We start from the raw sequence: 18,862 nt of genomic DNA, 5'->3' as shown, positions 1-18,862 counted from the left end.
GCTTTTTGGCTCGGGCAGGCTTCATGTTGATCCGGAAACTTCTCGTGGCCGTGCAGGCCGTGCTCTTTGCCGGGCTTCTTGCCGGCTCGGGCGGGGGACAGGCCCTGGCGGGCCCGGTCAACACCGGTCACATCGAAGCCGAGCTGGTGGCCCAGGACGCCGCCGCTGTTCCCGGCGCCACGATCTATGTGGCCCTGCGCCAGAAGATCCAGCCGGGCTGGCACACCTATTGGCGCAATCCGGGCGACGCGGGCGACGCCACCAAGATCGTCTGGACCCTGCCGACCGGCTGGACCGCCGGCGACATCGTCTGGCCGACCCCGGAGAAGAGCCGCGTCGGGCCGTTGCTCGACTACGCCTATAAGGGCGAGGTGCTGCTGCCCGTGCCGATCACCGTGCCGGTCGACGCCCGTCCGGGCTCAACGGTCACCCTCAAGGCAGCGGCCGCCTTCCTGGTCTGCGAAGAGATCTGTATCCCTGAGGACGCGGTCCTGACCCTGGACCTGCCCATCGTGGCCGGCGCGCCGGGCCCGGATCCGAAATGGGGCGCGGTGGTCGCCAAGACCCTGGCTGACGCCCCCAAGGCCGCCGGCCTGAAGGCCGTGTTCAAGCTGGAGGGTGGCGTTCTGAAGCTGGCCGTCACCGGCGCGCCGCTGAAGGGCGCCGACATGGTCGGCGCCTACTTCTTTCCGTATTCGGGCAAGGTCATCGACCATGCCGCCGACCAGACCATCGAGCGCGGTCCCGAAGGCCTGACCTTGGGCCTGACGCCCGGCTACGACTTTACCAGTGGGACCCCGCCCACCGAACTGTCGGGCGTGCTGGCCCTGAAGGGTCAGTCCTTTGAGGTGACGGCGACGGCGGGCGATCCCCCCGCCACGGCGTCGGGCCTGGGCGCACCGCCGGCCGTGAAAGGGCCGGTCGACGCCAAGGGCCTGCTCACCGCCCTGGTCTTTGCCTTCCTGGGCGGGCTGATCCTGAACCTGATGCCGTGCGTCTTCCCGGTGCTGTCGATGAAGGCCGCTAGCCTGGCCGGCCACGCCCACGATCCGGGCAAGACCCGCCTGCAGGGCCTGGCCTTCCTGGTCGGGGTGGTCGCCACCTTCCTGGCCCTCGCCGGCCTCTTGATCGCGGTACGGGCCGGCGGCGCGGCGGTGGGCTGGGGCTTCCAGCTGCAGTCGCCGGTGGTGGTGGCCAGCCTGGCCCTGGTGATGCTGCTGGTGGCGCTGAACATGTCGGGGGTCTTCGAGTTCGGGACCTCGGTCCAGGGCGTCGGCGGCAGCATCTCGGCGCGCGGCGGCGTGACCGGCGCCTTCTTCACCGGGGCCCTGGCCGTGGTCGTGGCTGCCCCCTGCACCGCGCCGTTCATGGCCGGCGCCCTGGGCTTTGCCCTGGTCCAGCCGCCGCTGATCTCGCTGTCGGTGTTCCTGGCCCTGGCCCTGGGCTTTGCCGCCCCGTTCGTGATCCTGACCTTCGCGCCGGCCCTGCTGGCGCGGCTGCCGCGTCCCGGCGCCTGGATGGACACCCTGAAGAAGGGCCTGGCATTCCCGATGTATGGCACGGCGGCCTGGCTGGTCTGGGTGTTCAGCCAGCAGAGCGGGTCGATCGCCCTGGGCGAGGTGTTCGCCGCCGCCGTGCTGCTGGCCTTCGCCGCCTGGCTTTACGGCCACGCCCAGACCCGTCGCGCCGTGGGTAAGCCCAGCCTGGTTCCGCTGCTTCTGGCCCTGCTGAGCCTGGCCGGCGCCGTCGCCCTGACGGCCCTGACCCTGCAGGCTCCGGGGCCTGTCGCCGCGACGGCCCAGGCCTCGACGCCCAGCGGTCCGGGGCTGGCCTCCGAGCCCTGGTCGCCGGAGCGGGTGGCCGCCCTGCGGGCCGAGGGCCGGCCGGTGCTGGTCGACTTCACCGCCGCCTGGTGCGTGACCTGTCAGGTCAATGAGAAGGTGGCCCTGTCCGGGGCCGGCGTCGCCCAGGTGTTCAAGGACCGCAACGCCGTGCTGCTGAAGGCCGACTGGACCAATCGCGACGCCACCATCGCCGCCGCCCTGGCCGAGCATGGCCGGGCGGGCGTGCCGCTGTATCTGGTCTATCCGGCCAAGGGCGGGCCGCCGGTGATCCTGCCGCAGCTGCTGACCGAGGGCATGGTCATCGAGGCCATCGAGAAGGCGGCCTCCTGACCGGACTTTCCAGATAACGCCAGGATGTGAGAAGCTGCCGGCGCGAGGGGGAACTCTGTCGTCATCCGGAGCTCGCTTATGTCGAACGTCACACGCCGTCTCGTCGCCGCCGGTCTGCCCTTGGCCGCCGTCGCCGCGCCCAGCCTGGCTCATGCCCGGCCGGCGCCCGCCTTCTCCGCCGTTGATATCGACGGCAAGGCCCGCTCGCTGGCCGAGTTCAGGGGCAAGACCGTGGTCCTGGAATGGGTCAACGAGGGCTGTCCCTATGTGAAGAAGCACTATTCGGGAAACATGCAGGGCCTGCAGGCGGCCGCCACGGCCGATGGCGTGATCTGGCTGACCATCGCCTCGTCGGCGCCCGGCAAGCAGGGCCATTTCCCGGACGGGGCCGCCGCGCGCAGCTGGATGACCGCCCGGGGCGCCCGGCCCGCCGCCCTGCTGCTGGACCCGGCCGGGACCGTCGCCACGGCCTACAAGGCCAAGACCACGCCGCACATGTTCGTCATCGATAAGGCCGGGGCCGTGGTCTACGAGGGCGCCATCGACGACATCCCCAGCAACAAGGTCGAGGACCTGCCCCGGGCCAAAAACCTGGTCGCAGCGGCCCTGGCGGATGTGAAGGCGGGCCGGCCGGTCAAGGTGGCCTATGTCCAGCCCTATGGCTGCGCGGTGAAATACAAGGACGCTTGAGGGGCCGCCTAAGCCGCCGGCTGCGGCGGCGCGGTGATCACTTCGACATTGTCGTTGAGCAGATAGACCATGTCGCGCAGGGCCAGGTCCTGATCCTTGACGGTTTTGGCGGCGGTCATGGCGGCCAGCTTTTCGGGCAGGTCGACCGAGATGCCGCGCAGGATGCATTTGAGGTCGTCGACCGCGCCGCGTTCTTTCAGCGTTAGGTGGCCCTTCATGTCGAGGGCGGAAAGCTCGGCAATCTTCGCGCCGAAGGCCTCGGCGCCGGGCAGGGCTGCGGCCGGGGCGGCGGGGTCGGCGACGAGCGCTTTCCGATAGGCCTCGACCTGCAGCTTCAAGCCCCCGGCGCGGCGCACGATGTCGGCGAACAGCGGCTCGCCGGCCACCGAGGCCGGAGCGCTGAGGGCCGCAGCGGCGGTCGGCTGCGGCGCGGGGCCGGTCGAGGCCAGCCACAGCAGGGCGGAAAAGGCGATCGCGTCGCAGGACATCTGAACTCTCCCCGCGAAAAACGTCATTGGTCTGCATGACGCGGCGGCATCCGTTTGGTAAGCCCGCCGGGGTAAACGCCGATTTACCAAACCCGCAAGGAACCGACGCATGGCCGATCTCGACGCCGCCTGGACCCGCCTGGAAACCGCCGCCCAGGCCGCCGGCGACAAGCGCATCGTCGAGATGTTCGAGGCCGAGCCCGACCGCCTTGCCAATCTGACGCTGGACGTGGCCGGCCTGCACCTCGACCTGTCGAAACAGGCCTGGGACGAGGCCGGCCTGGAAGCCGCGCTCGACCTGGCCCACGCCGCCGATGTCGAGGGCGCCCGGGCCCGGATGCTGGCCGGGGAAGCGATCAACAGCTCCGAAGGCCGCGCCGTGCTGCACACCGCCTTGCGCGCTCCGGCCGGAGCCGACCTCAAGGCCCAGGGCGTTCCGGTGATGGCGCAGGTCGAAGCCGTCCGTCAACGGATGAAGGCCTTCGCCGAGGCCGTTCGCTCGGGCCAGATCAAGGGCGCCACCGGCAAGCCGTTCAAGGCCATACTGCACATCGGCATCGGCGGCAGCGACCTGGGCCCCCGCCTGCTGTGGGACGCCCTGCGGCCGATCAAGCCGGAGATCGACCTGCGCTTCGTGGCCAATGTCGACGGCGCCGAGTTCGCCATGATGACCGCCGATCTCGACCCGGAAGAGACCCTGGCCGTCATCGTCTCCAAGACCTTCACCACCCAGGAGACCCTGGCCAATGCCGGCGCGGCCCGCGCCTGGCTGGTCGAAACCCTTGGCGAGGCCGCCGCCGGCCAGCACCTGGCCGCCATCTCCACCGCCCTGGACAAGACCGCCGCCTTCGGCATCAGCGACGAGCGGGTGTTCGGCTTCTGGGACTGGGTCGGCGGCCGCTATTCGCTGTGGTCGTCGGTCAGCCTGTCGGTGGCCGTCGCGGCCGGTTGGGACGCCTTCCAGGGCTTCCTGGACGGCGGCGCCGCCATGGACGCTCACTTCGCCAGCGCCCCGCTGGAAAAGAACGCCCCGGTGCTGCTGGCCCTGGCCCAGATCTTCAACCGCAACGGCCTGGACCGCCGCGCCCGCTCGGTCGTGCCCTACTCACACCGCCTGCGCCGCCTGGCCGCCTTCCTCCAGCAGCTGGAGATGGAGAGCAATGGCAAGTCGGTCGGCCCCGATGGCCGGCCCGTCAAGCGCGGCACCGCCACGGTGGTGTTCGGCGACGAGGGCGCCAACGTCCAGCACGCCTATTTCCAGTGCATGCACCAGGGAACCGACATCACGCCGATGGAGCTGGTCGGCCTGGCCAAATCCAACGAAGGCCCGGCCGGCATGCACGAAAAGCTGCTGTCCAACCTGCTGGCCCAGGCCGAGGCCTTCATGGTCGGCCGCACCACCGATGACGTGATCGCCGAGCTCACCGCCAAAGGCGTTCCGGAAGCGGAAATCGCCACCCTGGCCCCGCAGCGCACCTTCGCCGGCAACCGGCCTTCAACCCTGCTGCTGCTGGACCGCCTGACGCCGCAAACCTTCGGCGCCCTGATCGCCCTCTATGAGCACAAGACCTTCGTCGAGGGGGTGATCTGGGGCATCAACAGCTTTGACCAGTGGGGCGTGGAACTGGGCAAGGTGATGGCCGGGCGGATCCTGCCGGAGCTGGAGAGCGGGGCGGCAGGGAGCCACGATCCGTCGACGGCGGCGCTGATCGGGCGGTTGAAGGTTTAGGGCCTTCGATCACTCGCCCCCTCCGCGCCTGCGGCGCTCCTCCCCCGTAGGGGGAAGATGAAGAAGCGTCTTCCCCCTACGGGGGAGGACGACCGCGCAGCGGTCAGGAGGGGGCAAGTCTGGCGGTCACAGGTCTTCCTCCTCCGCGTCCTCCTCATCCTCATCCTCCGGCTCACCCGGATCAAACCCGCCGCCCAGAAAGTCCATCCCCTCCAGCCGGGCGCGCCAGTCGTCCGGGACGGGATCCATGCCCTCGACCATGTCCAGGGTTTTCATCAGGTCGCGATAGCTGCCGCGCAGCAGCATCTCCCTGACCGCGAGTCCCCGGAACCGCATCACCTCGTGTTCGAGGCGCTTCAGCTCGGCCTCCTGGGCCTCCAGGGCCGACGGCGGGAGGGGGATCGCCGTCGCTTCGGCGGGCGGCGTGTCTCTGAACTTGCTCATGGCTAAATCTCCGCAGGATGAGGGGATGAACGGCGCGCCCCGCCTGAAGGCAGGACACAGGTTCGCGTCGTCCGCCGAGCGAAGGCCCGGCGAGGTGGGGAGGCGGCGGAGCGTCCGGGCGCGCCCGGATCTGGATTTGGAGAATACCGTTTCGACACGTACGGGCGCTCCGCGCGGCCGGTGGACGAAAGCCCTCGGGGCGCGGGGTTTTAACCCGCTCCCGACGTTAGGCCTCCGGCGGGCGGACCGGGCAGACGACCCCGATCCGGACCGCGCGGGCGATTTCAGCCCGCGCCTGGCGCGCGTCGTCCGGGCGTCGCCAAAGGGTGTTCCCGGCGGTCCGGGCCCGGCTTCATCACGTTCGGCCCCCGCAAGGACCGCCCCGCTCCGCCAGACCCCATCGGGCCTTCAACGACGACCGACGGGCGCTACCCGCTCGACCGCCCCCACCACCCGTCAGATCGCCAGCTGGACGTCCTCCCCGGTGTTGGGGCGAGAGTTAGTATGGGGGCGGTTTTGCAGGGGTGGATGAGATTGTCATCGTCACGGTGGTTGCGGGGGCTAGGGCGTTGAAATCCCTGGCGGCGGGGAGGCTCTATCCCCGTGGGGGCACGGGGATAGAGCCTATCAGATCAAGGACTTCAGCCGGTCGATCCCGGTGGCCTGCCGAACGATCAGGGCCGCCAGCGCATTGCCGTTCGCGCCATTGGTGAAGACGACGATCGCGCGCCCGCGTCGGGCGTCGCCGACGCCCAGCGTCTTGAAGATCCCGTAATTGCTGCCGCTGTGCTGGAACAGCGGGCCCGCCGAGGACTGTTCGAGTTCCCAACCCAGCCCGCGCGAGATGTCGCGCCCGCGCACGTCGAGCTGGGGGGTGAGCATCGCCCGCCGGGTCGCATCGCTGATCTCCCAGTCCGCCCGCCCCGGCCGGTCCATCATCAGCAGCATGAACTTGGCATAGTCCGACGCCGTCGTCAGGAGCCCGCCCGCCGAATTGACCAGCAGGTCGTGCGTCGACGGCGGCGTCTTGGGATCGGTCTCGCGCATCGCCGCGATCGAATCCTCATAGGTCCATGACGCGATCGGCTTGCCCCCCTGCGACGCGACCGCAAGCAGCCGGTCGCCCAGCTCGCGCGTGGGCTGGGGAGGAAGCGCCTGCTCGCCTTCCGGAGGCTCGGAATGGCCAAAGACCGCCGACCGGGCGATCTGTTCGTCCCAGCCGAAGGTGCTGTGCGACATGCCTGCCGGACCAAACAGCCTGGCCTGCATCACGCCGCCAAGGCCCATGCCCAGGATCGTCTCGACCACCAGTTGCAGCCAGATGAAGGCCTCGCCCGAATAGGTGTAGCGCGATCCGGGCGGGCTACTTGTGACGAGCGGCGCGGACGCCCAGTTGGGCAGGCCGGTCGAATGGGCCAGCACATGCCGGGCCGTGATCCGTTCCAGAGTCGGGTCATTCCCCAGGTTCGCAGGGCGGCGGTAGGCGACGAGCGGCGTGTCGAGGTCCAGGCGCTTTTCATCGGCCAGCCGCATCACGACATAGGCGAAGACCGGCTTGGTCATCGACGCCGCTTCAAACAAGGTGTCCTCCCGCACCGGGTCGCGGGTGAGAACGTTTTTCACGCCGAAGCCGCGGCTCCAGGCCAGCTTTCCGCGGTCGATGACCGCAAGGCCGACGCCGGGAACCCCGGCAATGCGCATGAAGCGTGGGAGCGCCGCAACCAGGTCTTCCGACGGAATCCAGGCGCCGTCGCCGCCCAGGCCCCGGGCTCGCGGACGGGCGAGGGCGGACGTCGACCCGCCGCTGACGGCCAGCGCCGCCGATCCCATCAGCAAAGCCCGCCGGGCGACCATCGTTCCAGAAGGGCTCATTTCGGTTTCCATGCGCAGGCGCGAGAGTCTCGCGGTCTGGCGGCCGTCTTTCAAGGGCTGACCGCGCCTGTGGCAGAGCCGGCGCGACACCACCCGTGGTCGATTGACTCCGGCGCGCGCCGGAGGGAGAACAAAGCGCGAACCAAGGAGCCTTTCATGCCGACCCAACGCCCCCGCCGGCGCGCGCCTCGCCGTGCGTGCAACCCATGAGCCCGCGCAACGGCCGCGCCGGCATCCCCGACCCGGAGCGCTTCTTCGATGGCCTGCGCCCGGCGCGCCAGGCCTGTATCGACCAGCTGCGCAACCTGCCGCCCAACGGGCCGCACTATTCCATGATGCGGGTGATCATCGCCGCCCTCGACGTGGCGGCCGAGTTCTTCACCCACCGCCGCGACTTCTTCCTCAGCACCCGGCCGGACATGATCGGGGGCAGGGAAGTTGGTCGCCCCCCAACGCCACGGCTCTAATTCACCGTCATTCCGAGCCTTCAGGTACGCCGACCGCCCCGCCCCCCCCCCCAAACCTTCCGTCATTCCCGCCCTTGTGGCGGGAACCTCTCGTGCCGCCGCAGGTGCAGGAGGGGCGAGGTGCGCGCGCACCTCGCTGGCGCTTCACGGTTCAGCTGAACCAGGGGCTCCCGCCACAAGGGCGGGAATGACGGGCGGTTTTGAGTATCCCCCGGCGTCCCGCCCTGACCTGCCCAGACCCGCTATCGTCTCGCCGTGAGATGTAAGGAGTCAGCTATGCTTGCAGCATGATGACTGTTGTCTCGGAGTTTTTCTGAGGATTCATAGCCAATGGAAACTTGACTAGGCAGACTTAAGCTTTCTTCGTCGCGTGAGAAAGCAGCTTCAGGCTCTCTCGTTCGCCCTGATATTCACGGATGGCGGCTTTGGCCTCGATCAGGGCCACCTTAAGGCCTGCGACATCAGGATCAGCGTCTTCGTTATCAGGCTCTTCGCCGTCCTCTGGCGACACGAAATCGACGGTGCCGCCCTTCTCGCTAAACGTCAGCAATTTCTTAATCGAGTTGGCTAGGGCCACGCTCACGTCACCATCCTTATTCTCGATTTTGCCGTCGAGGAGCTTTTCAACAGTTGCAACCGCACTATCTGTTCTCTCCTTCTCAAGCTTCTTTAATTCGAGCTCCATGCCTTTGGTGAGGAGTTTTTTCTGCCGCAGATTCTCCATCTCCATGCGAATTTCAATTACATCCCTCGCTGTAGATGTGATGTGCTTAGATATTTTCGCCAAAAGAGCCGTAAATGCGGCCGTTCCAGCAAGAATAAGTATTACAGATCCAGTTTCCGCACCAATTACTTTAATATCTTCCGGCCGCTCGCGACAAGCCATAGAAAGTCCGCGTGTAATATCATACCACTCTTTGGCTGTGTCTTTCCAATCGGTAATGTTGTTGATGGCCACGTCATTCTGGAAGCCGACGCGGATTGTAATTAAGCCATCTTCGGCTAGGACATCTTGGGGCGCAAAACCAAGGTTGTTGACCGCGTCGACATAGGTGGACAGCAAGCTTTTTGTGCTATTAATTGACTGAATAGCCACATTGAGACGCTGTACTGCGGTAGCGGGATCGTAATTAGAAGTTCTGACGGCTGCATCCACATAGGAAGCACCATCTTGGCCGATATATTTGTCTACGCCCAACGAACTCAGCATCTTCAACTGTTCTAGCGATATCTCATCGAAGTGCTGATTGGACAAAAATTCGATCAGCGCGTTAAGTTCATCCTCGATTGGGCGCTTGTCCGGTTGATTAGCGTTATGGTTGAGCGGCTCGAGCAGGGCGTTATAGCGATTGTTCAGCCCTGAAAACTGGTTCGCGTACCAAACCCCAAGTCGATAGAGCTCATCGATGTTCATTATTGATCGCTTCTTCTAGTGCCTGGGGTCAGGCGGTTAACTCCGATAGCTCAGAAGCATTGCCACAACGGTAGCATTCTACAACCCCGCGTTGCTCGTCGCGGTCGTCGTCCCCGCAGCGAGTCAGAGTCTTTGCAAGTTGGTTGCTGGTCAAACCCTCCCCCTTCCCCCATCCTCCTCCCTGCGCTATAGCCCGCCCGCAATGACCCGCACGCCGCACCATCACGGCCGCCACCACCATCCGACCTCGCCTCGCGGGATCGGCCGGGTCTGCTCGCTCTAAACGGCGACACCCAGCCAGAGCCCCGCCCAAGGCGGATGGGGCTTGCTGAAAAGCGCCATCCGTCGAGACCTGACTTTCTAGGATCGACGCCGCGACATGACCGACCAGCCCGCAGACACCTTCCGCCCTGAAGCCCGCGCCCCGCGCGGCTTCGCCGACAAGCGCGCCCGCGACCTGCGGGCCGAGCGCGCCATCCTGGAGGCGGTGTCGAAGGTCTATGAGCGGCACGGCTTCGAGGCGCTGGACACCGGGGCCTTCGAATATGCCGACGCCCTGGGCAAGTTCCTGCCCGACAGCGACCGTCCCAATGAGGGCGTGTTCGCCCTGCAGGACGACGATGATCAATGGATGGCGCTGCGCTACGACCTGACCGCGCCCCTGGCCCGGTTCGCGGCCCAGAACTGGGAGACCCTGCCCAAGCCGTTCCGCCGCTATGCCTATGGCCCGGTGTGGCGCAACGAGAAGCCCGGCCCCGGCCGCTTCCGCGAATTCATCCAGTGCGACGCCGACACGGTGGGCTCGGCTCGGCCCGAGGCCGACGCCGAGATCATCGCCATGGCCGTGGCGGGTCTGGAAGCCGCCGGCTTGCCGCGCGGCTCGGCCGTGCTGCGGATCAACAATCGCAAGCTGCTGAACGGCCTTTTGACCTCGGCCGGGGTCGAGACCGGCGGCCAGAAGCTGGCCGTGTTGCGCGCCGTCGACAAGCTGGACCGGCTGGGCGTCGAGGGCGTGCGCCTGCTGCTGGGCGAGGGCCGGCTGGACGAGAGCGGCGCCTTCACCAAGGGCGCGGGCCTGGTGGGCAAGGCCATCGACGCGGTGCTCGACTTCGTCCAGGCCGGGTCCGGCGGGCGGTCGGAGACCTTGAGCAAGATCGCCAATGTTATCGGCGGTTCGGCTGAGGGCGACGAGGGGCTGAACGAGCTGGCCCTGATCGACGCGGCCCTGAAGAGCCTTGGCGTGGCGGACGACCAGGCGATGTTCGAGCCGTCGATCGTGCGCGGTCTTGAGTATTACACCGGCGCGGTGTTCGAGGCCGAGCTGCTGCTGTCCACCCTGGATGAGAAGGGCAACAAGGTCTCGTTCGGCTCGATCGGCGGCGGCGGGCGCTATGACGACCTGATCGCGCGGTTCACCGGCCAGCCGGTGCCGGCCACCGGCTTCTCGTTCGGCGTCTCGCGCCTGGCTTCGGCCCTGCGGGCGGCAGGGCGCGAGCCCGGAGGGGTCGTACGAGGCCCGGTGGTGATCATCAATTTCGACCAGGCCCACATGGGCGAGTACTTCTCGGTGGCCGCCGACCTGCGCAACGCCGGCATCCCGGCCGAGGTCTATCTGGGCACCTCGGGCATGCGGCCGCAGATGAAATATGCCGACCGCCGGATGGCGCCGGCCGCCATCATGCTGGGCGGCGACGAGATCGCGGCCGGCACGGTGACGATCAAGGACCTAGATCTTGGTCGGCAGCTCGCCTCCGGCATCGTCGACAACGCCGCCTGGAAGGCCGAGCGTCCCGGCCAGCAGACCATCCCGCGCGGCGAGCTGGTGGCCGCTGTCCGCAAGATCATTGAGGGCTGAGGCATGAGGCTCGAAGGTTCCATTCCGGCCGACGCGCTGGACGCCATCCGCGCGCCGCTGCTGGCGGCCGGCGCCGTGCTGACCGACGCGCCGGTGCTGCAGCCGCTGGGCCTGCTGCTGGACCTGGCCGGCGAGGCCATGCGGTCGCGATTGTTCGTGGTGTCCGGCGACGGGGGCGAGGAGGCCTGCCTGCGCCCCGACTTCACCGTGGCCATCGCCCGCCAGCATCTGGACAGCGGCGCGGCCTCGGGCCGCTATCTCTATGACGGCAAGGCCTTCCGCGTCGCGCCGCGCGGCAGCGACCGGGCCGAGGAGTTCCTGCAGATCGGCGTCGAGGCCTTCGAGGCCGGCGACCCTGTCGCCGCCGACGCCGAGATCGCCGCCCTGGCCTGGGCGTCGTCGGCCGCCGGCGGGCGCGCGGACCTGTCGCTGGTGCTGGGCGATGTCGGCCTGTTCGGAGCGTTCGTGGATACGCTGGGCCTGGCGCCGCCTCTGGCCGTGCGTCTGAAGCGCGCCTTCACCCGGCCGCGTCAGCTGAAGATCGAACTGGACGGCGGTGTCGAGGCCAGCGCCGAGCAGAGCCGCATCGCGGCGCTGCTGGCCGGCCTGCCCGAGGGCGAGGCCTCCGCCGTCTTGCAGGAGCTGTGGTCCCTGGCCGGTATCGAGCCGGTCGGCGGTCGCCGCCCCGCCGAGATCGCCCACCGCCTGGTCGAACGCGCCGAGGCCGCCAAGGCCGGACGTCTGTCGCCCGAGCAGGCCGATGCGGTCCGCGCCTTCCTGGCGGTCAGCGACCGTCCGGGCGCGGCGCTGGACGCCATCTCGGCGCTGGCCGGCCCGCAACGCGCGGCGCTGGACGCGGCCCTGGACGGCTGGCGCGCGCGTCTGGCCGGCATGGCCGCGCGCGGCGTGCCCGAGGACCGCATGGTGCTGACCGCCGCCTTCGGGCGCGCGTTCGGCTATTACGACGGCTACTTGTTCGAAGTGCGCAGCGCGGCGCTGGGCGACGAGCGGCCCGTGGCGGCCGGCGGTCGTTATGACGGGCTTCCCGCGCGCCTTGGGGCGGCGCGGACAACCGGCGCGGTGGGCTGCATGGTCCGTCCCGCCCGAGCCTATGCGGGAGGCGGCGAATGAGCGCGCAAATGATCTTCGCCATTCCGTCAAAAGGCCGCCTGAAAGAGCAGGTCGAGGCCTGGCTGGCTGAATGCGGCTTCAAGCTGGAAATGACCGGCGGCTCGCGCGGCTATAGCGCCGAACTGTCGGGCCTGCCCGGCGTGTCGGTGCGCCTGCTGTCGGCCGGCGACATCGCGGCTGGTCTCGACGCCGGCGAGCTGCACCTGGGCGTCACGGGTGAGGACCTGCTGCGCGAGCGCGGCGACGACATGGATAGCCGGGTGATGCTGCTGCGCGCCCTGGGCTTTGGCCGCGCCGATCTGGTGGTCACCGCGCCCAAGAGCTGGCTGGACGTCGACACCATGGCCGATATCGACGAGGTCGGGCACGCCCATCTGGCGCGCACCGGCCGCCGCCTGCGGGTGGCGACCAAATATGTGACCCAGACCCGGGCCTTCTTCGCCCGCCACGGCGTGGCCGACTATCGCATCGTCGAGAGCAGCGGCGCCACCGAGGGGGCCCCGGCCGCCGGGGCGGCGGAGCTGGTGGTCGACATCACCACCACCGGCGCGACCCTAGCGGCCAACGGCCTGAAGATCCTGACCGACGGCGTGATCCTGAAAAGCCAGGCCCAGCTGACCGCCTCGCTGATCGCCGACTGGTCGCCCGAGCAGCTGGGCAGCCTGCAGCGCCTGCTGGCGGTGGTCGAGGCCAAGGGCCGGGCGCGGACGCTCGCCACCCTGGTCTGGCCCGCCGAACAGGACGACCTGGCCCAGGCCGCCGTCGCCGGTTTTGTCGCCAAGGGCGGCTCGCGCCGGACCAACGGCGCTCTGCTGGCCACCGCCGATCTGTTCGACGCCGCCGCCGCCCTGGCAGCTGCGGGGGTCGAGCCGGTCACCGTGTCGCGTCCCGACTATGTCTTTGAGTCCCGATCGCGGGTGCTGGATCAGCTGGCCGCTCGCCTGAAGGGTGGCATTTGACGATACCGTCAAAAATCTTCTGAGAGATCAGTGATAAGTTTGACTGGCGCGTCCAAACTACGTCCAGTTCGTCAAAAAAACGCTCAAACCGTTGCAGAAAGGGGCTTGGTGTCGTTGACACCGCCCCAATTATGACGTTTCTAACGCTTGCAAGGAAGAACAGAGCCCATCAGAGAGCTCCCTTCCTTCGGCGTTTCGGGGAGGAAACGCCCGCCTAGATCGAATGATCGAGAAATAGCCAGCCCGTCGCGATTATCCCCCGCGGCGGGTTTGGTGTATCTGGGCCCCGGTTTCCATATTTGACGCAAGTGTCAAAAGCTCCAACGCCGGGTAGCGGCGACCCCCATGCGCGCCATTGCGGAAGGGGCGCAAGGGCGGAGATGATCGCGCTGCGCCGCACGGCGCGCCTGTCGATTCGCCCGCCTGCTGAGGAGGGACCCCATTTGAAGCCCCTGGCCCTCCTGCTGCCGGCGCTGATCCCGTCGTGGAACTTCTTCGACGTGATCGCGCCCTCGCCGCGCATCGAATACGCCCTGACCGCCTCGTCCGCCGTCCCGAAGCGGGGCTGGACCGAGTTTCGCCCCCGACCCCAGAGGGTGTCGGCGCGGACCCTGCTGGCTCGGCTGCTGTGGAATCCGCGCTGGAACGAGACGCTGTTTCTGGTCAGCTGCGCCGAGCGGCTGATCAATGCGCCCACCGACCATAGCCAGGACGAGATCTTCACGCGCCTCTCCGCCGAGCTTCGCGGCGATCTGGGCGGCAAGGCGACCGGCGACTGGCTGAGCTTCCGGCTGGTCTTCGTCAGCCGCGAGGACGAGGCGATCCAGCGCGAGGTGCTGTTCCAGTCGGCCCCGCGCCGGCTGGCGGACATCGCCGCCCTATGACCCTCGAGAACGCCGCCCGCCTGACCGAGGCCCTGCTGGCCCTGGCCCTGATCCAGCAGAGTCTCGAGCACCTGAGCGGCCCCCGCGCCGACCGGCCGCTGTTCCTGGCGCGGATCGGACTGTGCGGACTGGTGATCCTCGGCGCGGTCTCGCCCTGGCCGGCGGTCGATCTGGTGGGGCTGCTGGGCCTGGCGGGGCTGTCGCTGCTGATCCTGCAGCGCTTCCAGGGGCCCTATAATGGCGGCAGCGATCGCATGGGCCTGCTGGCCCTGTGGTGCCTGACCCTGTCGCGGCTGATGCCGACGCCGGCCCTGCAGGAGCTGGTGTTCGGCTATCTGGGGCTGCAGCTGATGCTGTCCTATTTCATCTCCGGCTGGGTCAAGGTGGTCAATCCCGACTGGCGCAGCGGCCGGGCCCTGGCTGACGTGTTCCGGTTCTCGGCCTATCCGGTCAGCGAGGACCTGCGCCGCCTGGCCGATCGACCGCGCCTGCTGCTGGTGATGTCCTGGGCGGTGATGCTGTTCGAACTGGCCTTTCCCCTGACCCTGCTGTCGCGCGAGACCCTGATCGCCGGGCTGGTGATCGCCGGGACCTTCCACCTGGCCAATGCCTGCCTGTTTGGCCTCAACCGCTTCTTCTGGACCTGGCTGTCGGTCTATCCGGCGATCCTGTGGCTACAGGGCCGGCTCCTATAGGCGCTCTTGACTCATTTAGATGATTAGCTAATCATCTCATCATGAGCCAGGTGTTCAGAGCCCTTTCCGATCCCACCCGCCGGCGGGTGCTGCAGCTCCTGCGCAAGGGGCCGCTGAGCGCTGGCGAGCTCAGCGACCAGTTCGAGGTCTCCAAGCCGACCATGTCTGCGCACTTCGCCGTGCTGAAGGAGGCTGACCTAGTCCACGCCGAAAAGGCCGGCAAGTCGGTCATCTATCACCTGAAGCTTTCGGTGCTCGAAGAGGCGCTGCTGGGCTTTGTCCATTCATTTGGCCTGGGCGCGGAGGCGCCTGAGCCCAAGAAGGAGACTGCGCGATGAACAAGGATCTGATCGGAGACTTCGCCTGGGGTGGCGGCATTCTCGTCCTGGCGCTCGTGGCGTCCTTCGCCCGCAAGCAGGGCTATATCGACAACGATACGACCATAAGGCTGGTCCTGGGCGCCACGGGCCTGATGGTCGCCTGGACCGGCAACCGGCTGCCCAAGACCTTCGTCCCCAGCGCGCGGGCCCGCGGGGCCAGGCGGGTTGCGGCCTGGTCGCTGGTTCTGAGCGGGCTGATCTATGCCGGACTCTGGGTGTTCGCCCCGATCCCGGTGGCGGTCGTGGGCGGGTGCGGCGCGGTCGTGGCGGGGATCGCGGTGACGCTGGGCTACTGCCTGTCGCTGCGGGACAAGGCCAAAGCCGGGTAGCTCGAACGGTCATCCAGACGAGTGAGGCGGGCGTCGGCCGCTCGGCGTCGGGGTCAGGAAAAAGGGGCCGGCGCGTGCGCGCCGACCCCTTCAGTTTTCAGCCCTGTGCGGGACCTACCAGATCTTCACGCGGTCTTCCGGCGCGATGTACAGCTTGTCGCCCGGCTTGATGTCGAAGGCCTTGTACCAGCCCGGCTGGTTCCGGATCGTGCCGTTGACCCGGTAATAGGCCGGGGAGTGCGGGCCGCTGGTGACCTGCTGCTTGAGAGCCTCGTCGCGCTGCTTCTGGCGCCACACCTGGGCCCAGCCCAGATAGATGCGCTGGTCGCCGGTCAGGCCGTCCAGAATCGGAGCCGGCTTGCCGTTCAGCGAGGCGTGATAGGCGTCCAGCCCGAAGGCCAGGCCGCCCATGTCGCCGATGTTCTCGCCCATGGTCAGGGGGCCGTTCAGCTTCATGCCCGGCAGCGGCTCGAAGGCCCCGTACTGGGCGCCCAGACGGTCGGCCTGGGCCTTGAACTTGGCGGCGTCTTCGGCCGTCCACCAGTCGCGCAGCACGCCGTCGCCGTCGGACTTGCGGCCCTGGTCGTCGAAGCCGTGGCCGATCTCGTGGCCGATCACGCCGCCGATGCCGCCATAGTTGACGGCCGGGTCGGCGTCGGGATGGAAGAACGGCGCCTGCAGGATGGCGGCCGGGAAGACGATCTCGTTATTGACCGAGTTGTAATAGGCGTTGACCGTCTGCGGGGTCATGCCCCACTCGGTCTTGTCGACCGGCTTGAACAGGCGCTCGACATCCTCGCGCCAGGCCCAGACGCCGGCGCGCTGGGCGTTGCCATAGGCGTCGTTGTCCTTGATCTCGAGCTTGGAATAGTCTTCCCAGACGTCGGGATAGCCGATCTTGACGGTGAACTTGGTCAGCTTGTCCTGGGCCTTGACCTTGGTCTCGGCGCTCATCCAGTCGAGATTGTCGATGCGGGTCTTCATGGCCGAGCGGATATTGGCCACCAGGTCCAGCATCTTGGCCTTGGACTCCGGCGGGAAATAGGCCGCCACATAGTCCTTGCCGACCGCTTCGCCCAGAATGCCGTTGACCTGGGCCACGCCGCGCTTCCAGCGCGGGCGCTGCTCGGGCTGACCCGACAGGGTCTTGTTGCGGAACGCGAAGCTGGCCTCGACGAAGCGCTTGGACAGCATGGGCGCGGCGTCGTCGGTGACCTTGAACGCCTGCCAGGCCTTCAGGGTGTCCAGCGGGGTTTCCGCATAGATGGCCGCATATTTCGGGAAGGTGGTGTTGGTGGTGACCACGAAGCGGTCGACCTTGGGCAGTTCCGAGCCGGCCAGATAGCGGTTCCAGTCATAGCCCGGCGTCATGGCCTGCAATTCCGCCAGGGTGGCGGGGTTGTAGGTCTTGTCGCGGTCGCGGCGCTCGGCGCGGGTCCAGGTGACCTCGGCCAGCCGGGTTTCGAAGGCGACGATGGCCTTGGCGTGGTCGGCGGGCTTGTCCCAGCCGGCCATGGTCAGGATCTGTTCGACATAGGCCAGATAGGCGGTCTTCTTGTCGGCGAACTTGGCGTCCAGATAATAGTCGCGGTCGGGCAGCGACAGGCCGCCAGCCCCGGCATAGACGGCATAGGCCTTGGGGTTCTTGGCGTCGGTCTGGATGCCCAGGCCCAGCAGGCTGGTGAATGGCGCGACGCTGCTCTGGCCCATCAGGGCGGTGAAGGCGTCCTTGCTCTTCACGGCCTTGATTTGCGCGAGGTAGGGCGCGATCGGCTTGGCGTCCAGGGCCTCGATGGCGGCCTCGTCCATGAAGGCGCGATAGGCGGCGCCGACCTTGGCGGTGTCGCCCGCGGCGGCCTTGTTGGCGGCGGCGGCCTCGATGATCGCCTTGGTGCGGGCTTCCGACAGTTCCGACAGCTTGTCGAAATTGCCATAGCGCGTGCGGTCCGACGGGATTTCCGTGCGGGCGTCCCAGGCGCCGTTGGCCCACTTGTAGAAGTCGTCGCCCGGCTTGACGCTGCTGTCGATGCCCGAGGTGTCGAAGCCCCACGCGCCGTAGCGCGGCGACTCCAGCGAGGTCAGGTCGCCGGCCGCGCCTTCCGAAGCCCCATTCAGCAGAGGCGCGGCAAACAGGGCCTGGGTCGTGCAGGCGTCATCAAGGCACAGATGGTCCTCGCCGGCCTGGGCGCCGAAGGCCGAAAGGGAAAGCGCGGCCACGGCGGCGGCGGCGAACCAAACTCGTTTCATGGAAGTCGTATCCGTTGGTGTGAGCTGGCCGCAATCTGCCCCGCCGTGGAAGTTTTGCTCCCTTACAAATTTGTCATGTCCGGCCAGAATGGGCGGCTAGTGGTGCTGATGTTCGCCCATCGATCCCTGCGAAGCCTGGGGCGCGGCGCTCTGCACGGTCAGCTCGACGGCGGCGCGGCGGCCATTGTCGAAGACCAGGGTTATGGGGGCTTTTTGCCCCTGGGCCAGGGGCTGTTTCAGACCCAGCAGCATGAAGTGATAGCCGCCCGGGGCGAAGGCCACCGAGCCGCCGGCCGGGATGGTCACGCCCTGGTCCAGGCGACGCATGGTCATCACGCCATTGGCCATGGCCGAGCGATGGATCTCGACCACGCCGGCCAGGGGGCTTTCGGCGCTGACCAGCTTGACCGGCTTGGCGCCGGCATTGGCGATGGTCATGAAGCCGACCCCGTTCATGCTGGCCATGGCCGGGCGGGTCCACGGATTGCCGATCGTCAGGGCGCCGACCTTGTAGTCGCCGGCGAAGGCAGGGGCGGTGAAGGCGAGAACGGCCGCGAGGGCCAGGAAGCGTGCGGTGCGCATGGGGCTCTCCAGGATCAATGTTTGTGGCCGGCCGAAATGGCCTCGGCGGGGATCAGGCGAAGGGTGGCGGCGGGGCGCGACAGCTTTGCGCCCGGCGCCTCGGCGGAAGGAACCTCCGTCCACTGACTTTCTCCTTTCTCGCAGGTCTGGATGACCGAAAAGATCAGGGTTTCGGCCGTGGCCGGCAGTTTCATCAGCAGCGGAAACTCGTCGAACGCCTCGTCGGGCAGGCGGCCGACATAGGTGACCGCCGAGGGCGCGGCCTTGGGATCGGCGCCGGGCTCGCGCTCGATCTCATAGGTCCAGCCCGGCTTGGGCTGGGGCCGGGCCGAGACCACGCCGGGCGGGATCTCGATGCGGACCTTCAGGGTGACATCGCCCGCCGAGCAGGCATGGCCCACCCGGAAAGCGACGGCGGCATAGGACCCCGCCCGCGCCGTATCGGGCGCGGCGACCACATGGGCCAGGGCGGGCAGGGGGGTGGCCAGGGCCAGGAGTGTGAGGGCGATCTTGCGCATCATG

Annotated in this window: 18 protein-coding genes; 11 read left to right on the top strand and 7 right to left on the bottom strand. The window is 67.8% G+C overall.

The features are described 5' to 3' along the window. Positions 1-23: 23 nt before the first annotated feature. On the top strand, positions 24-2,174 hold the full coding sequence (locus tag ACW17Z_RS09875; protein WP_492055867.1) for a protein-disulfide reductase DsbD family protein: 2,151 nt from the start codon (positions 24-26) through the stop codon (positions 2,172-2,174). 78 nt (positions 2,175-2,252) lie between these two features. Further along, positions 2,253-2,864, top strand: coding sequence for a redoxin domain-containing protein (locus ACW17Z_RS09870; protein ID WP_492055866.1), 612 nt, complete (start codon positions 2,253-2,255; stop codon positions 2,862-2,864). An 8-nt stretch (positions 2,865-2,872) separates the two neighbouring features. On the opposite strand, the gene ACW17Z_RS09865 is transcribed toward ACW17Z_RS09870, so the two are convergent. After that, the gene (locus tag ACW17Z_RS09865; RefSeq protein WP_492055865.1) at positions 2,873-3,352 is read right to left on the bottom strand and encodes a hypothetical protein; all 480 of its coding nucleotides are present in this window, start codon (positions 3,350-3,352) and stop codon (positions 2,873-2,875) included. A 109-nt stretch (positions 3,353-3,461) separates the two neighbouring features. Here ACW17Z_RS09865 and pgi point away from each other — a divergent pair, with 109 nt between their 5' ends. After that, a complete protein-coding gene (gene pgi / locus ACW17Z_RS09860) occupies positions 3,462-5,081 on the top strand; it encodes a glucose-6-phosphate isomerase (RefSeq protein WP_492055864.1) in 1,620 nt (539 codons plus the stop codon). A gap of 126 nt (positions 5,082-5,207) precedes the next feature. Here the strand turns inward: pgi and ACW17Z_RS09855 are convergent, their stop codons facing one another. Together ACW17Z_RS09855 and ACW17Z_RS09850 are read right to left on the bottom strand one after the other, a co-directional pair. Further along, positions 5,208-5,525: a hypothetical protein gene (locus tag ACW17Z_RS09855; protein WP_492055863.1), complete on the bottom strand. Its 318-nt coding sequence runs from the start codon at positions 5,523-5,525 to the stop codon at positions 5,208-5,210. A gap of 627 nt (positions 5,526-6,152) precedes the next feature. Continuing rightward, positions 6,153-7,487 carry a serine hydrolase domain-containing protein gene (locus ACW17Z_RS09850; protein ID WP_492055862.1) on the bottom strand — a complete coding sequence of 445 codons (1,335 nt, stop codon included), beginning with the start codon at positions 7,485-7,487 and terminating at the stop codon, positions 6,153-6,155. 116 nt (positions 7,488-7,603) lie between these two features. Here ACW17Z_RS09850 and ACW17Z_RS09845 point away from each other — a divergent pair, with 116 nt between their 5' ends. Next, the gene (locus ACW17Z_RS09845) at positions 7,604-7,864 is read left to right on the top strand and encodes a hypothetical protein (protein WP_492055861.1); all 261 of its coding nucleotides are present in this window, start codon (positions 7,604-7,606) and stop codon (positions 7,862-7,864) included. Positions 7,865-8,216: 352 nt separating this feature from the next. On the opposite strand, the gene ACW17Z_RS09840 is transcribed toward ACW17Z_RS09845, so the two are convergent. After that, complete coding sequence (locus tag ACW17Z_RS09840) at positions 8,217-9,278, bottom strand: hypothetical protein (RefSeq protein WP_492055860.1); 1,062 nt, start codon at positions 9,276-9,278, stop codon at positions 8,217-8,219. A 379-nt stretch (positions 9,279-9,657) separates the two neighbouring features. On the opposite strand from ACW17Z_RS09840, the gene hisS reads away from it, so the two are divergent. From hisS to ACW17Z_RS09805, 7 genes are all read left to right on the top strand, one after another. Then, the gene (gene hisS, locus ACW17Z_RS09835) at positions 9,658-11,133 is read left to right on the top strand and encodes a histidine--tRNA ligase (protein WP_492055859.1); all 1,476 of its coding nucleotides are present in this window, start codon (positions 9,658-9,660) and stop codon (positions 11,131-11,133) included. 3 nt (positions 11,134-11,136) lie between these two features. Then, positions 11,137-12,264 (top strand): ATP phosphoribosyltransferase regulatory subunit, encoded by a 1,128-nt coding sequence (locus ACW17Z_RS09830; RefSeq protein ID WP_492055858.1) that lies wholly within the window; start codon positions 11,137-11,139, stop codon positions 12,262-12,264. Beyond that, complete coding sequence (gene hisG / locus ACW17Z_RS09825) at positions 12,261-13,223, top strand: ATP phosphoribosyltransferase (protein WP_492055857.1); 963 nt, start codon at positions 12,261-12,263, stop codon at positions 13,221-13,223. Before ACW17Z_RS09830 ends, hisG begins: the two co-directional genes overlap by 4 nt. Positions 13,224-13,603: 380 nt before the next feature. Then, positions 13,604-14,107: a hypothetical protein gene (locus tag ACW17Z_RS09820; protein ID WP_492055856.1), complete on the top strand. Its 504-nt coding sequence runs from the start codon at positions 13,604-13,606 to the stop codon at positions 14,105-14,107. Further along, on the top strand, positions 14,104-14,802 hold the full coding sequence (locus ACW17Z_RS09815) for an HTTM domain-containing protein (RefSeq protein ID WP_492055855.1): 699 nt from the start codon (positions 14,104-14,106) through the stop codon (positions 14,800-14,802). The genes ACW17Z_RS09820 and ACW17Z_RS09815 overlap by 4 nt, the downstream gene beginning before the upstream one ends. Positions 14,803-14,843: 41 nt before the next feature. After that, complete coding sequence (locus ACW17Z_RS09810) at positions 14,844-15,140, top strand: autorepressor SdpR family transcription factor (RefSeq protein ID WP_492055854.1); 297 nt, start codon at positions 14,844-14,846, stop codon at positions 15,138-15,140. Further along, positions 15,137-15,511, top strand: coding sequence for an ammonium transporter (locus ACW17Z_RS09805; protein ID WP_419319573.1), 375 nt, complete (start codon positions 15,137-15,139; stop codon positions 15,509-15,511). Before ACW17Z_RS09810 ends, ACW17Z_RS09805 begins: the two co-directional genes overlap by 4 nt. A gap of 114 nt (positions 15,512-15,625) precedes the next feature. Here ACW17Z_RS09805 and ACW17Z_RS09800 read toward each other — a convergent pair whose 3' ends face one another. From ACW17Z_RS09800 to ACW17Z_RS09790, 3 genes are all read right to left on the bottom strand, one after another. Further along, on the bottom strand, positions 15,626-17,758 hold the full coding sequence (locus tag ACW17Z_RS09800) for a M13 family metallopeptidase (protein ID WP_492055853.1): 2,133 nt from the start codon (positions 17,756-17,758) through the stop codon (positions 15,626-15,628). Between the two features lie 96 nt (positions 17,759-17,854). Beyond that, entirely contained in the window at positions 17,855-18,340 is a 486-nt protein-coding gene (locus ACW17Z_RS09795) for a copper chaperone PCu(A)C (RefSeq protein WP_492055852.1), read from the bottom strand. Positions 18,341-18,354: 14 nt separating this feature from the next. Further along, the gene (locus ACW17Z_RS09790) at positions 18,355-18,858 is read right to left on the bottom strand and encodes a YcnI family protein (protein WP_492055851.1); all 504 of its coding nucleotides are present in this window, start codon (positions 18,856-18,858) and stop codon (positions 18,355-18,357) included. Positions 18,859-18,862: the final 4 nt, after the last annotated feature.

The sequence above is a fragment of the Caulobacter sp. GSs2 genome (genome assembly GCF_058680895.1).
The sequence above is the reverse complement of the archived record's forward strand: the minus strand, read 5'-3'. Positions and strand labels throughout refer to the sequence as shown.

Coding starts and splice junctions, on each gene's coding strand:
- ACW17Z_RS09875 (WP_492055867.1), top strand. CDS start 24: ATGTTGATCCGGAAACTTCTCGTGGCCGTGCAGGCCGTGCTCTTTGCC.
- ACW17Z_RS09870 (WP_492055866.1), top strand. CDS start 2,253: ATGTCGAACGTCACACGCCGTCTCGTCGCCGCCGGTCTGCCCTTGGCC.
- ACW17Z_RS09865 (WP_492055865.1), bottom strand. CDS start 3,352: ATGTCCTGCGACGCGATCGCCTTTTCCGCCCTGCTGTGGCTGGCCTCG.
- pgi (WP_492055864.1), top strand. CDS start 3,462: ATGGCCGATCTCGACGCCGCCTGGACCCGCCTGGAAACCGCCGCCCAG.
- ACW17Z_RS09855 (WP_492055863.1), bottom strand. CDS start 5,525: ATGAGCAAGTTCAGAGACACGCCGCCCGCCGAAGCGACGGCGATCCCC.
- ACW17Z_RS09845 (WP_492055861.1), top strand. CDS start 7,604: ATGAGCCCGCGCAACGGCCGCGCCGGCATCCCCGACCCGGAGCGCTTC.
- ACW17Z_RS09840 (WP_492055860.1), bottom strand. CDS start 9,278: ATGAACATCGATGAGCTCTATCGACTTGGGGTTTGGTACGCGAACCAG.
- hisS (WP_492055859.1), top strand. CDS start 9,658: ATGACCGACCAGCCCGCAGACACCTTCCGCCCTGAAGCCCGCGCCCCG.
- ACW17Z_RS09830 (WP_492055858.1), top strand. CDS start 11,137: ATGAGGCTCGAAGGTTCCATTCCGGCCGACGCGCTGGACGCCATCCGC.
- hisG (WP_492055857.1), top strand. CDS start 12,261: ATGAGCGCGCAAATGATCTTCGCCATTCCGTCAAAAGGCCGCCTGAAA.
- ACW17Z_RS09820 (WP_492055856.1), top strand. CDS start 13,604: ATGATCGCGCTGCGCCGCACGGCGCGCCTGTCGATTCGCCCGCCTGCT.
- ACW17Z_RS09815 (WP_492055855.1), top strand. CDS start 14,104: ATGACCCTCGAGAACGCCGCCCGCCTGACCGAGGCCCTGCTGGCCCTG.
- ACW17Z_RS09810 (WP_492055854.1), top strand. CDS start 14,844: ATGAGCCAGGTGTTCAGAGCCCTTTCCGATCCCACCCGCCGGCGGGTG.
- ACW17Z_RS09805 (WP_419319573.1), top strand. CDS start 15,137: ATGAACAAGGATCTGATCGGAGACTTCGCCTGGGGTGGCGGCATTCTC.
- ACW17Z_RS09800 (WP_492055853.1), bottom strand. CDS start 17,758: ATGAAACGAGTTTGGTTCGCCGCCGCCGCCGTGGCCGCGCTTTCCCTT.
- ACW17Z_RS09795 (WP_492055852.1), bottom strand. CDS start 18,340: ATGCGCACCGCACGCTTCCTGGCCCTCGCGGCCGTTCTCGCCTTCACC.
- ACW17Z_RS09790 (WP_492055851.1), bottom strand. CDS start 18,858: ATGCGCAAGATCGCCCTCACACTCCTGGCCCTGGCCACCCCCCTGCCC.